The 12,944-nt window shown below is 73.7% G+C and carries 11 protein-coding genes; 4 read left to right on the top strand and 7 right to left on the bottom strand.

The window, feature by feature from the left end; translation table 11 throughout:
• Positions 1-25 precede the first annotated feature (25 nt).
• The 4 genes from AB0F58_RS23195 to AB0F58_RS23180 all read right to left on the bottom strand — a co-directional run bounded on the left by AB0F58_RS23195 (position 26) and on the right by AB0F58_RS23180 (position 4,399).
• Positions 26-730, bottom strand: coding sequence for a beta-ketoacyl-ACP reductase (locus AB0F58_RS23195; RefSeq protein WP_357146507.1), 705 nt, complete (start codon positions 728-730; stop codon positions 26-28).
• Positions 731-1,359: 629 nt separating this feature from the next.
• Positions 1,360-2,310: a VWA domain-containing protein gene (locus AB0F58_RS23190; RefSeq protein ID WP_357146504.1), complete on the bottom strand. Its 951-nt coding sequence runs from the start codon at positions 2,308-2,310 to the stop codon at positions 1,360-1,362.
• Positions 2,307-3,302, bottom strand: a complete 996-nt coding sequence (locus AB0F58_RS23185; RefSeq protein WP_357146770.1) for a DUF58 domain-containing protein — start codon at positions 3,300-3,302, stop codon at positions 2,307-2,309. Before AB0F58_RS23185 ends, AB0F58_RS23190 begins: the two co-directional genes overlap by 4 nt.
• Positions 3,281-4,399 carry a MoxR family ATPase gene (locus AB0F58_RS23180; protein ID WP_357146500.1) on the bottom strand — a complete coding sequence of 373 codons (1,119 nt, stop codon included), beginning with the start codon at positions 4,397-4,399 and terminating at the stop codon, positions 3,281-3,283. Before AB0F58_RS23180 ends, AB0F58_RS23185 begins: the two co-directional genes overlap by 22 nt.
• Before the next feature lie 493 nt (positions 4,400-4,892).
• Between AB0F58_RS23180 and AB0F58_RS23175 the strand changes: the two genes are divergently transcribed.
• Both AB0F58_RS23175 and AB0F58_RS23170 read left to right on the top strand, forming a co-directional pair.
• The gene (locus AB0F58_RS23175) at positions 4,893-5,420 is read left to right on the top strand and encodes a PH domain-containing protein (RefSeq protein ID WP_357146497.1); all 528 of its coding nucleotides are present in this window, start codon (positions 4,893-4,895) and stop codon (positions 5,418-5,420) included.
• 203 nt (positions 5,421-5,623) lie between these two features.
• On the top strand, positions 5,624-6,904 hold the full coding sequence (locus tag AB0F58_RS23170; protein ID WP_357146767.1) for a PH domain-containing protein: 1,281 nt from the start codon (positions 5,624-5,626) through the stop codon (positions 6,902-6,904).
• Here AB0F58_RS23170 and AB0F58_RS23165 read toward each other — a convergent pair.
• Entirely contained in the window at positions 6,894-7,976 is a 1,083-nt protein-coding gene (locus tag AB0F58_RS23165) for a phosphatase PAP2 family protein (protein ID WP_357146494.1), read from the bottom strand. The two genes, AB0F58_RS23170 and AB0F58_RS23165, sit on opposite strands and share 11 nt — an antisense overlap.
• A gap of 76 nt (positions 7,977-8,052) precedes the next feature.
• Here AB0F58_RS23165 and AB0F58_RS23160 point away from each other — a divergent pair, with 76 nt between their 5' ends.
• Positions 8,053-8,448, top strand: a complete 396-nt coding sequence (locus AB0F58_RS23160) for a hotdog domain-containing protein (protein ID WP_357146491.1) — start codon at positions 8,053-8,055, stop codon at positions 8,446-8,448.
• The gene (locus tag AB0F58_RS23155) at positions 8,445-9,275 is read left to right on the top strand and encodes an MBL fold metallo-hydrolase (protein WP_357146488.1); all 831 of its coding nucleotides are present in this window, start codon (positions 8,445-8,447) and stop codon (positions 9,273-9,275) included. Before AB0F58_RS23160 ends, AB0F58_RS23155 begins: the two co-directional genes overlap by 4 nt.
• 631 nt (positions 9,276-9,906) lie before the next feature.
• Here the strand turns inward: AB0F58_RS23155 and AB0F58_RS23150 are convergent.
• Positions 9,907-10,839 (bottom strand): carbohydrate kinase, encoded by a 933-nt coding sequence (locus tag AB0F58_RS23150; protein ID WP_357146485.1) that lies wholly within the window; start codon positions 10,837-10,839, stop codon positions 9,907-9,909.
• Between the two features lie 49 nt (positions 10,840-10,888).
• Positions 10,889-12,850, bottom strand: coding sequence for an asparagine synthase (glutamine-hydrolyzing) (gene asnB / locus AB0F58_RS23145; RefSeq protein ID WP_357146482.1), 1,962 nt, complete (start codon positions 12,848-12,850; stop codon positions 10,889-10,891).
• Between the last annotated feature and the right edge of the window lie 94 nt (positions 12,851-12,944).

Below are 12,944 nucleotides of genomic sequence, written 5' to 3'. Positions count from 1 at the left end.
GGTTGTGTCGTGCGGGTGGCCGGCGTCAGTGGCCCATGCCGAGGCCGCCGTCGACCGGGATGACGGCGCCGGAGACGTACGCCGCGCTGTCGCCGGCCAACCAGGTGACGACCCCGGCCACCTCGTCGGCGGTGGCGAACCGGCCGGCGGGGATGGCGCTCAGGTACTGGTCGCGCCGCTCCTGCGGCAGCGCCGCGGTCATGTCGGTGTCGACGAACCCGGGTGCGACCACGTTGGCGGTGATGTTGCGGGAGCCCAGCTCACGGGTGATCGACCGGGCCACGCCGACCATGCCGGCCTTGCTGGCCGCGTAGTTGACCTGGCCCATGCCGCCGTAGAGGCCGACCACCGAGGAAACGAAGACCATCCGGCCCCAGCGGGCGCGGAGCATCTTGCGGGAGGCGCGCTGTGCGCAGCGGAAGGCGCCGGTCAGGTTGGTGTCCAGCACCCGGGTGAACTGCTCCTCGGACATCCGCATGAGCAGCGTGTCGTCGGTGATGCCGGCGTTGGCGACCAGGACCTCGACACCGCCCAGCTCCGCCTCCACGGCGGTGAACGCCTCGTCGACCGAGGCCGAGTCGGTGACGTCGCAGCGGACCCCGAACAGCCCCTCCGGGGCGTCCCCGGAGCGGTGGGTCACCGCGACCCGGTCGCCCTGCTTGGCGAAGGCCTGCGCGATGGCCAGGCCGATCCCCCGGTTACCCCCGGTCACCAGCACGGTACGGGCCACGAGTCCCCCTTGCGCGAAAACGACTGCACAGACGGGTTGGAGACTAGGGGTTACCGGCAGGTAAGCGTGAACCCGGGCGGGGTCGTGCGCGTGGCGCGACCCGGCGGGGGCCACACCGGACGCCGTTGTACGATGATCCGCGTTCCGGACCCCGCCGACCGCTGGAGGTGATCGCTGTGCGAGATAGCGATCCTCCCAGTCGTGGCCGGGCCGTCCGTCAGTTCCGCTGAGTCACGACTCAGCCTGAACTGACCCGTTCCCGCTCCCCGCACCGCCGCTGCGGCCACCCTGCCGTGGCGCCGGTCGACCCGTCAGCCGGGTGGTCGCGGGTGGAGCCCCCCGGTCACGAGTGGTGTGCGCGTCCTGTCCCCCTCCCCCGGTTCCGGCCCTGCGCCGGGGCCGTCTCGAGTCGCCACCGGAGTGCGTCCATGAGCCGCTACGTCGCCCCGCTGGGCTTCACCCTCGCCGCCGTCTGGGTCGCCGTCCTCTTCGTCCTCACCAGCGGAAGCCACTGAACCCCCGGGCGGGAGTCGCCCGCGTCCGCCGCCGTGGCCACCGCCCGGCGGCGGGACCGCCGTCGGCACGCGCCCAGCGCGGCGACGGCGGTCCCGCACCGGCGGGCGTCCGGCTCAGAGGATGCGCGAGGTCCAGAGCAGACTCGCCCCGGCCGCCGCGAGCGCGAAGAGCAGCGCCACCCCCGCGTACCACTGGGTGATCTCCCGGGGTTCGGTCCGGAACCCGATCGAGCTGCCCATGTCCTGATACACCTGCTTCAACTCGGTCACCGAGGCCGCCTCGTAGAAGTGCCCCTCGGTGGTCTCCGCCAGGTCGGCCAGGGCCAGCCGGTCCACCGGCACCCGCTGGACCTGTCCGCCGATGTCCACCTGACCCGAGTCGGTGCCGAAGGCGATCGTGGAGACCGACACGTTCGCCGCCTGGGCCGCCGCCGCGGCCTCCTCCACCGACCGGCCCGCAGTGCGGAACCCGTCGGAGAGCAGCACGATCCGGGCCGGCGGGATACCCGCCGCGCCGTCGGCCGGCACCGACCGGATCGCCTCCAGGCAGGTGAAGACCGCCTCGCCGGTGGCCGTCGCCTCGGCCAGCACCAGCCCGTCGATGGCCGCCGTCACCGCCGCCCGGTCCTTCGTCGGCGGCACCAGCACGTTCGCCGACTTGGCGAAGGAGACCAAACCCAGGTTGTACGTCTCCGGCAGCTCGCCGACGAACTGCTTCGCCGCCTCCTGGGCGGCCTGCAACCGGTTCGGGGTCACGTCGTCGGCCTGCATGGACAGCGACACGTCGATCGCGAGCATGACGGTCGCCCGCTCCAGCGGCTCCCGGGTGTCGATCGCCGGCCGGGCGGTGGCGGTGGCCAGCGTCAACAGGCAGAGCAGCAGCGCCGCCGCCGCCGCGTGCCGCCGCCAGCCCAGCCCCTTCGGCGCGAGCGTGCGCAGCAGGTCCACGTTGGTGAACCGCATCGCGTACGCCCGGCGGTGGCGTTGCCGCCAGACGTACAGCGCGGCGACGGCGAGCACGGGCAGCAGGCTCAGCAGCCACCACGGTTGCATCAAACGGATCATCGAGTCGTCCCCCGGGTGCGGGCGTGCCGTTGCGCGGCCACGAAACGCACCATGTCCAGCAGCCAGTCGGTGTCGGTACGCAGACGCAGGTGGGCGGCGCCCGCCGCCCGCAGCTCCCGGGCGATCGCCGCGCGCTGGGCGGCGGCCGCCTCGGCGTACCGGCGGCGCAGCCGCGGATCGGCGGTCTGCACCTCGTGCAGTTCCCCGGTCTCCGGGTCCACCACCGGCAGCACCCCCACGTCGGGCAGGTCCAGCTCACGCGGGTCGACCACCTCGATCGCCAGCACGTCGTGCCGGACCCGCAGCTTACGGACCGGTCGTCCCCACTGCTCCGGCGGTGCGAGGAAGTCCGAGATCACCACCGCCACGCCACGGCGCCGGGGCGGCCGGTTGAGCAGGTCGACCAGGGCGCCGAGGTCGGCCCGGCCCGGTCCGATCTCGGTGCCGGCGACGGCCCGGACCAGCCCCTGGGCCTCCTTGCGCCCGCTGCGGGCCGGCAACCGCCGCACGACCGGGGCGGCGGGAGGCGCAGCACCCCACCGGCGGGACGCGGGCCGTGCCCCACCGGTACCGACCACCGCGCCGATGCGGTTGCCGCCCCGGACGGTCAGGTGCGCCAGGGCCGCCACCGCCGCGACCGCCACCTCGCGCTTGAGCCACTGCCCGGTGCCGAAGTCCAGGCTGGCCGAGAGGTCCACCGCGAGCCACGTCTCCAGCTCCCGGTCGGCCACCGTACGCCGCACGTGCGGCGTCGTCGTCCGCGCGGTGACCGGCCAGTCCATCCGGCGCACGTCGTCGCCGGGGCGGTACTCGCGGGACTCCCCCGCCTCGCTGCCCGGCCCCGGCAGGAGCCCGGCGTAGTCGCCCTGGAGCAGGCCGTCGAGTTTGCGGGTGACCAGGAGTTGCAGGCGGGAGAGGACCGCCTCGCTCCGTCCGGGGGTGGCGCCGGCGGGCTGGCGGACGGGTGGGGTCACGGCCGCTGCCCGGGCCAGCCGGCAGGGGCCGGGCCGGCGTTCGGCGGCCCGCCCGGCGCGGGCCCGGCGGTCGGCGTCGCCTGCTGCCGGGGTGCCACCGACGGGAGCGGGATGGTCGACATCACCCGGTGCACGATGTGGTCGGCCGGGACGTCGTCGGCGAGCGCGTCGTAGCTGAGCACCAGCCGGTGCCGCAGGATGTCCGGGGCGATGTCCTGCACGTCCTGGGGCAGCGCGTAGTCCCGGCCCCGCAGCAGGGCCAGCGCGCGGCTGGCCCGGACCAGGCCGAGCGAGGCCCGGGGACTCGCGCCGTACTGGATGAGCTGGGCGACGTCGGGCATCCCGTGCTCAGCCGGGGTACGGGTGGCCAGCACCAGCCGGACGGCGTAGTCGATCAGGGCGTTGTGCACGAAGACCTGGTCCGCCCGGCGTTGCAGGGCGAGCAGGTCGGTGGTGGTGAACACCGGCGTCGGCACGGGCGCGGTGACGCCCATCCGGTAGACGATCTCCCGCTCCTCGGCGTCCGTCGGGTAGCCGACGACGATCTTCATCAGGAAGCGGTCCCGCTGCGCCTCGGGCAGCGGATAGACCCCCTCCTGCTCGATCGGGTTCTGGGTGGCCATCACCAGGAACGGGTCCGGCACCCGGTGGCTCTCCCCGCCGATCGACACCTGCCGCTCGCTCATCACCTCCAGCAGCGCCGACTGCACCTTCGCCGGTGCCCGGTTGATCTCGTCGGCGAGCAGGAAGTTGACGAAGACCGGCCCCAGCTCCACGTCGAACTTCTCGCTGGACTGCCGGTAGATGCGGGTGCCCATGATGTCGGCGGGCACCAGGTCGGGGGTGAACTGGATCCGGGCGAAGGACCCGCCCACGACCGTGGCCAGGGTCTCCACGGCCAGTGTCTTGGCCACCCCCGGCACGCCCTCGATCAGGCAGTGACCCCGGGCCAGCAGGGCGACGAACATCCGCTCGACCATCCGGTCCTGCCCGACGATGACCCGCTTGATCTCGAACAACGCCCGCTCCAGCAGGGTGGCGTCCTCGGCGGGTGTGCTCGGTGGCGCCGGGGCGGCGCCGGTCGCGGTCGGGTCGGGCGTGGTCGGCTGGGCCACCGGTCCTCCACAGCGTGCTCGTGATCTCGGGCGACGGGGTGCGGGTCAAGCCTCGCATGCCCGGCTGAGTGCCAGCCGGGCGAGAAGCCGATTTTGACCGCGCCGCGTCCGGACGCCGAATCGCCGGCCAGGGGTGTCCGAACGTCGCCGCCACGTGTACGATTCAGCCGTCGCCGGGCGGCTCCCCCCGTGGCCGCCCGGCGCTCAACCTTCCGGTGTGCCACCTAGACTGGCCCCGATGACCGACTCCGCCCCCGCTCCCGACGGCCCTCCCGTCTGCTCGGCACGCGGCTGCCGCACCCCGGCGGTCTGGTTCCTGCGGTGGAACAATCCCCGGTTGCACGACCCCGACCGACGCAAGACCTGGCTCGCGTGCGCCGAGCACCGGGACACGCTCGGTGGATTTCTCACCGCACGGAGCTTTCTCCGGGAGGTCGAACCGGTACCCGGATCGTTACGCTCAACGGGTGAGTGATCGCAGCGGGGCACGCCGGTGAGCACCGAGCACGACGACGGGCCCGTCCCCACCCCGGCCGACCCGCTCGAACCATGGCCGGAGACGGTCGACTGGCAACGGGTCTCCACCGACCTGATCTGGGTGGAACTGGTCCGGCTGGGCATCGGCGTCTCCGTCGTGGTGGTCGGCCTCGCGGTGGCCTGGGCGCTGAGCGGGCACTGGCTGTTCGGGGCCGGGCTGGGGCTCGTCGTGTTGCTGAGTCTCTGGCGGGCGGTGGCGATCGTCCGGGCCGTACACGCCTGGGGGTACGCCGAACGCGACGACGACCTGCTGGTCCGGCACGGGCTGCTGGTCCGCCGGCTGTCGATCGTGCCGTACGGCCGGATGCAGTTCGTGGACGTGACCGCCGGCCCGTTGGAACGGGCCTTCCGGCTGGCCACCGTGCAGCTGCACACCGCCGCCGCCGCGAGCGACGCCCGGGTGCCCGGACTGCGTCCGGCCGAGGCGTCCCGACTGCGCGACCGGCTCACCGCGCTGGGCGAAGACCGCGCGGAGGGCCTGTGAGCGGCGGCCCGGCCGAGGAGACCGGGCCGGAGACCCCGCACCCGTCGCCCGTTCCGGCCGCCGCCCCGGCGCCGGAACACCCGAGCATTCCGCACCTGTCGCCCGTCCCGGCCGCCGCCCCGGCGCCGGAACACCCGGACGCACCGCAACCGTGGCCCGTCCCGGCCGCTCCGGCGCCGGAACACGTCGAGCCACGGCAACGCCTGCACCCGCTGAGTCCCGTCCTGCACGGGGCGAAGTCGCTGGTGGTGGTGATCGCCGGACTCTCCTGGTCGACGCTGTCCCGGGTCGGCTTCGGCACCTTCGCGGCGATGGTCGCGGTGCTCGCCCTCGGCGCCACGGTCCTCTCGGTGGTCAGCTGGTACAACACCGGCTACCACGTGGTCGGTCGGGAACTGCGCGTCTACGAGGGCCTGGTGTGGCGGCGTACCCGGGCCATCCCGCTGGAGCGGTTGCAGGCCGTCGAGGTGGTCCGTCCACTGCTCGCCCAGCTCACCGGTCTGGCCGAGCTTCGGCTCGAGGTGGTCGGCGGCGGCAAGACCGAGGCGCCGCTGGCGTTCCTGAGCGTGGCCGGCGCGACCGCCCTGCGGACCCGCCTGCTCGACCTGGCCGGTTCCGCCCCGCACCGCGCACCCGCCCCGCAGACCACGGCGGCCGGGCCGCCGGAGCCGGTCGGCGGGCCGCTGCACGCCGTCGGCAACCGCGACCTGCTGGTCAGCCAACTCCTCACCCCGCAGGCGTTCCTGTTGCCGGTGGGCGTGGCGTTCGTGGTGACGCAGTTCCTCTCCGAGGGTTCCTGGTCGTTCATCGCGGTGGCCAGCACGGTCACCGCGATGGCCGGGGTGCTGCTGCAACCGGTCCGGCGGGTCCTCGACGACTGGAACTTCCGGCTCGACCGGGACGGCGACCGGCTACGGATCCGCAACGGCCTGCTGGAGACCCGGGTGCAGACCGTACCGCTCAACCGGGTGCAGGCGGTCGGCGTGACGTGGCCGCTGCTCTGGCGGGCCAAGGGCTGGCTGCGGTTGCGGCTGGAGGTGGCCGGTTACTCGGCGGCCGAGCCGGACGACCGCAACCGTCCGGACCGGCTCCTGCCCGTGGGCGACCTGCCCACCGGCGAGATGATCGCCGCCGAGGTGCTGCCCGGCGTGGTCGTCTCCGCGCTGCCGCTGACCGCACCGCCGCCGCAGGCCCGCTGGTTGCGGCCACTGAGCCGGCGGGTCCTCGGCGCCGGGCTGGCCGAGCGGGTCTTCGCGGTCCGTTCGGGTCTGGTCACCCGGCAGCTCACCATCGTGCCGTACGCCCGGATCCAGAGCGTCCGGGTGGTCCAGGGGCCGCTGCAACGGCGGCTGGGCCTGGCCACCGTGCACGCCGACACGGCGGGCGGGGCCGGCGCGGCAGCCGTGCACCGGGACCTGACCGAGGCGTGGGCCCTCGCCGCCGAACTGACCGCGCGGGCCCGTTCCGCCCGGCTCAGCGGCTGACCGGCACCGTCGGCTCCCCGGTCGGGGACGGTCCGTTGCCGACGGTGCCCCCGGTCGGCCCGTCGTCCGCCCGGGTTCCGGCGTCGGCGGGGTCGGTCCCGACCGGCCCGGTCGGGGCACGGCGGGCGCGCCGGGCCGCCCACCACCGCTCCGCCAGGCCGACCACCAGGAAGGTCATCCCCACGTACGCCCAGCCCACCAGCACGTCGATGATGTAGTGCTCGCCGGAGTAGACCAGGGTGAAGGTCATCGCCAGCGGGTACGACAGCAGCAGCGGCCACCAGCGGCGGCGGGTCGAGGTGAGGAAGAACAGCACCACGAACAGCGCCCAGGCGGTGTGCAGGGACGGCATCGCGGCCACCGGGTTCGAGGCGATCTGCCCGGCGTTGAGCATGTTGCCCGCACCGTGCATGCCGAACTCCTTCCACCCCCGGGTGGAGATCCGGGCGACCTCGCCGAGGAGCCCGTTCTGCGCCGCCCACCAGGGCGGGGCGGCCGGGTAGAGGAAGTAGGTGGCCAGACCGGCGGCGCAGAGGAACCCCCACCGCCGCATGTACGCCCCCCAGCGGGCACGGTCGCGCATCCAGAGCACCACCGCCGCCGCCAGCGTCGCCACGAAGTGCGAGAAGTAGACCCAGGCGGCCAACACGTCCCACCACTGCACCTGCGGCTTGTAGAACCGCTCCTGCAACCAGATGGTGGGGACCTCGCCGCCGGTCGCCCAGCCGACCAGGAACCGGTCGGCGACGATCAGGTCGTAGGAGTAGGGGATCGCGCCGTTGTCGGCGAACCCCCGGGAGAGGTTGTAGGCGGCGAGGAGCAGCACCACCGGCAGCCAGTCCCGGGCGAAGCGCAGGTGGCTACGCCACGGGCGACCCCAGTTCCAGGCGATGACGGCGGACCAGATCCAGACGAAGGCGTACGCCGGGTCTGTCGGTAGGCCGATCGTCAACCAACCGGCGACGAACAGGGCGCTCCAGATCGACATGGCGACCACGCGGCGGCGTCCGCCGTCGGACGACACCGGTGGACCGGACGGGGCAGGGGGCTGGGGGTCAGTGACTACGGACATCACCATTCAGGTTAACGGCGGCCAGTACATCGACGAACGCCGACCGGCGGTACAGCGGTCGGCGTAGGCTGTCGCCATGCCGGAGCAGACTGTCACCCCCGGGCTCAGGGCCCGGGTCGAACTCACCGTGACCGACGCCGACACCGCGCAGGCGGTCGGCTCCGGTGACGTGCCGGTGCTGGGCACGCCCCGGGTCCTCGCGCTGGCCGAGGCGGCCACCGTCGCGGCCACCGCCCGGCACCTGCCGCCGGGCACGACCACCGTCGGCGTCCGGGTGGAACTGGAGCACCGGACACCCACCCCGGTCGGACGTACCGTGTTCGCCGAGGCGCGGCTGGACGAGGTGGACGGCCGGCGACTGGTCTTCGTCGTCACCGTCGACGACGGCGGCGAGACGGTGGCCCTGGGTCGGGTGGAACGGGTACTGCTGGACCGGCAGCGCTTCGTGGAGCGCGCCTCCGGGTCGTCGTGACCATCCGGTTCGTCGAGATCCGCGACGGCGTGCACGTGCTGCGCGAGCCGCTGCTCGACGTCAACGTCACGCTGGTCGTCGGCGACGGGGCCGCGCTGCTGGTGGACACCCTCTCCACGGCGGGGCAGGCCACCGCGCTGGCCGCCGCCGTCCGGGCGGTCACCGGGCACCCGTGGACGCTGGTGAACACCCACCACCACTTCGACCACTGCTTCGGCAACGCCACCCTCGCCGCCGACCCGCCCCGGCCGGTGTACGCGCACGAGCTGACCGCCGGTTGGCTCCGCGACCGCCCCGACGAGCTGCGCCACCTGGCGTACGCGGAGATGCGGGCGGAGCAGCCGGCCCTCGCCGCCGAGCTGGCCCGGACGCCGCTGCTGGCGCCCACCCACACCGTGCACACCGAGACGGTGCTGGACGTGGGGGGCCGTCGGGTGGTGCTGCACCATCCCGGCCGGGGACACACCGCCGGTGACCTGGTCGTGCACGTGCCGGACGCGGACGTCCTGGTCGCCGGGGACCTGGTGGAGCAGAGCGGGCCGCCGGCCTTCGAGGAGTCGTACCCGTTGCAGTGGCCGGAGGCGGTGGCGGCGCTGCTCCGGCTCACCACCCCGACCACCACGGTCGTGCCCGGCCACGGTGACCCGGTGGACGTCGCGTTCGTCCGGGCCCAGCACGGGCAGCTCGCCGACCTGGCCTGGCTGATCCGGGCCGGCCACACCGGTGGTGCGCCCCCGGAGCGGGTCGCCGCCGAGGCGCCGTTCGGGGCCCGTGCCGCGCTGGTGGCCGCCCGACGCGGGTACGCCGAACTCGACGGCACCGGCTGACCACCCGCCGGATGCCGGTGACCGGGCCGCCGGATGCCGGGCACCGGTGGCCGGGCCGCCGGATGACCTGGCCGCCGGTGGCCGGGCCGCCGGATGACCTGGCCGCCGGTGGCCGGGCCGCCGGATGACCTGGCCGCCGGGCCGGCATGTCACCCCTGGCATCCTTCGGAGCTGCCCGCACGAACGGGGCAGCGATCGCCGCCCATGGCTACTGCGTGGTCGCCAGCTCCTCCGGGAACCCACGGGTGCCGTGCCGGTCGGTCACCGGGCTGCACTCTCCGGCGCGCTCCAAGCCGCACTCCGCCGCGCTGCCCACCGTGCCCACCGGGTGTACTGCCGGGCGCGCCCGCGCCGACCGCACAGACGGGGCAGCTCGACAGCGTCCGACCAGCGACACCGTTCCGCCGGAGCGAGGACGTCGCGGCACGGATCGATCCGCCACCGACCAGCACGTTCGGTCGCACGGCCGACCGCCGACCCCTCGAGGGCACGCTGACGGCTGGGGCGAGCCGGCCGCTCCGAGCGATCCGCCGGCTCGGGGTCGCAGGCCGACCGCCGGGGCGGGCCGACCCCGGGGAGCCGTTGACCGTCGAAGAGCAGGCCGACCGGGCGACGGGAGGCCGGAGGTCGGTCAGGTGGGGAAGCGGCGGGCGACCTGCTGCCGGGTGGGCATGGCGACCGCACCGCCGGGGGCCTCGCAGACCACGCCGGCGACCTGGAGCGCGAACGTCACCCGGTCGCTCCAGTCGGCCGGCTCGGCGGGCTGACCGTCGGCCAGTAGACCGGCGACCAGCGCGGCCATCACCGAGTCACCCGCACCGGTGGCGTCCACCGCGCGGACGGTGGGCGCGGGCACACGTACCGGATCGGTGTCGGCCGTGACCAGCGCGCCCTGCGCGCCGAGGGTGACCACGACGGTGCCGGCGCCCAGGTCGCGCAGGTGGGCGGCGACCCGCTCGACCGGCTCGCCGGGGTAGAGCACCTCGGCGTCGGCCGCGCTGAGCTTGACCAGGTGCGCGGTGGCGGCGAACTCGGCGGTGGTGTGGCGTACCGCCGCGAGCGCCTCCGGCCCGGCCAGCAGCCGGGGACGGATGTTCGGGTCGAAGACCCGCACGCCGGTGGCGAGGCACCAGGCCCGCCGGGCGGCGGCGAGGGTCGCCGGGCAGAGCAGCACGATCGACCCGCAGTAGAGCACGTCCGCGCCCTCGACCAGCGTCACGTCGACGTCGTCGGCGGTCAACTGCCCGTAGGAGGGCGGCTCGCCGTAGAAGCGGAAGTCGGGTTCCGCCCCGGCGAAGGTGGCCACGGCGAGCGCGGTCGGCGCGGGCACGGTGACCGTTCCGGCGACGTCGACCCCGGCCGTGGTGAGGAACGCCCGGATCCGGTCGGCGAGCACGTCGTCGCCGAGGGAGCCGACGAACCGGGCGTCCCCACCGAGGCGGGCCACCCCGACCGCGACGTTGAGCGGGCCGCCGCCGATCGCCTGCCGGTAGACCGGCTCGCCGGCGCACTCGGCGTCGAGCAGGTCGACCAGTGCCTCACCGAGCACCACCGCGTAACCCATCGCCTCCCCATCCCTCTCCCCCACGCCGGGGGGTGCCGTGACCGCTGGGTCAGCGGACCATGGAACCCACCACGGGCTTGGTCAGCAGCGCCGACTGGTTGCGCTGGATGCCCGGGTCGAGGGTCTTGGCGACGAAGATGGCGTGCCAGATGCAGAAGATCAGCACCGTCCACACCTTGCGGGAGTGGTCCGCCTCCTCCCGCTTGTGCTCCTCCAGCAGCCGCATCGCGTACGACAGGTCGAGCAGGTCACCGGCGCCGGAGGTGGAGAGCACCCAGCGGGCCCACTCGTACATCTCGCCGCGCAGCCAGACCCGGGTCGGGGTCGGGAAGCCGAGCTTGCGCCGGTTGACGATGGCCGGGGGCACCACGCCCTGCAACGCCTGCCGCATGGCGTACTTGGTGGCGTCGGAGCGGGGCGGCAGCTTCAGGTCGACCGGGATGCCGGCGGCCACCTCGAAGACCTCGCGGTCCAGGAAGGGCACCCGCACCTCCAGCGAGTGCGCCATCGAGATCCGGTCCGCCTTGACCAGGATGTCCCCGCGCAGCCAGGTGTAGAGGTCGACGTACTGCATCTTGGTGACGTCGTCCAGCTCGGTGCACTCGGCGTAGATCGGGGCGGTGACGTCGGTGTAGCGCACCGAGGGGTCGTACCGGCGCAGCAGGTGCTGCTTCTCCTCCTCGGTGAACATCCGGGCGTTGCCGTAGTAGCGCTGCTCGATCGGGGTGGTGCCGCGCTCCAGGAAGCTCTTGCCCTTGACGCCCTGCGGAATGGCCTTCGACACCGCCCGCAGCCCCTTCTGCACCCCGTCGGGCAGGCCGTTGACGCTGCTCAGCGAGAGCGGCTCGCGGTAGATCGTGTAGCCGCCGAAGAACTCGTCGGCGCCCTCGCCGGAGAGCACCACGGTGACGTGCTCGGCGGCCTTCTTGGCGACGAAGTAGAGCGGCACCAGCGCCGGGTCGGCGACCGGGTCGTCCAGGTGCCAGACAATCTTCGGCAGCGCCTCGATCATGTCCTGCGGCCCGATCTTGGTCGGGATGGTGGTCACCTCGAGGTGCCGGGCCGACTCCTGGGCGACGTCGATCTCGGAGTAGCCGGGGACGTCGTACCCGACGGTGAAGGTGAGGATGTTCGGGTTGAACTCGCGGGCCAGGGCCACCACGGCGGTGGAGTCGATGCCGCTGGAGAGGAACGAGCCGACCGGCACGTCCGAGCGCATGTGCATCCGGACGCTCTCCCGCAGCGTCTCCCGGATCTGGTGGTAGAGGCGCTGCTCGTCGGAGACGGGGGCGGGCCGGAACACCGGCCGGTACCACCGTCGCACGTCGATCCGGCCGCCCGGGGTCCAGGTGAGGTACTCGCCCGAGCCGATCCGACTGATGCCCTGGTGCAGGGTGCCGGGCTCCGGAACGTACTGCAACGTCAGGTAGTGCGAGAGGTTGGCGGTGTCCACTCCGGCGTCGCCGGCGTAGGCGGACTGCGCGAACGGCAGCAGCGCCTTCTTCTCCGAGGCCAGGTAGAGACCGTCCATGGTCTCCAGGTAGTGCAGCGGCTTGATGCCGAAGTGGTCCCGGGCGCCGAAGGCCCGCCGCTCCTGCCGGTCCCAGATGACGAAGGCGAACATGCCGCGCAGCCGGGTGAGCACCTGCTCGCCCCAGTAGTGGTAGCCGGCGACGATCACCTCACCGTCACCGGCCGTGGCGAACTGGGCGCCGAAGTTGCGGATCAGCTCCTCGCGCAGCTCGATGTAGTTGTAGATCTCACCGTTGAAGGTGAGCAGGTACCGGCCGCCCGCGTAGGGCAGCGGCTCGTGGCTGGACGCCACGTCGATGATGGCGAGCCGCTTGTGGGCGAACACCCCGTCCGCGTACCGGCCGGTCGCGTCACCGACCAGCTCGACCCCGGTCTCGTCCGGCCCGCGGTGGTGCAGGCATTCCAATGCTCCGGCGATGGCGTCGCGGTGCGCGCCGGCGTCGCCGCGCGCGCTGAAAAAGGCCAGGAGTCCGCACATGTTGGCCATCTTTCCACGCGCCCGAACGCCCCGTCGCGGCACCACGGGCTCTCCCGGTGCCCGGTGCGCGCGGTACCGTCTGCACGAGCGACGC

Source organism: Micromonospora sp. NPDC023956, assembly GCF_040639195.1.
In the GTDB taxonomy this organism is placed as follows: domain Bacteria; phylum Actinomycetota; class Actinomycetes; order Mycobacteriales; family Micromonosporaceae; genus Micromonospora.
The sequence above is the reverse complement of the archived record's forward strand: the minus strand, read 5'-3'. Positions and strand labels throughout refer to the sequence as shown.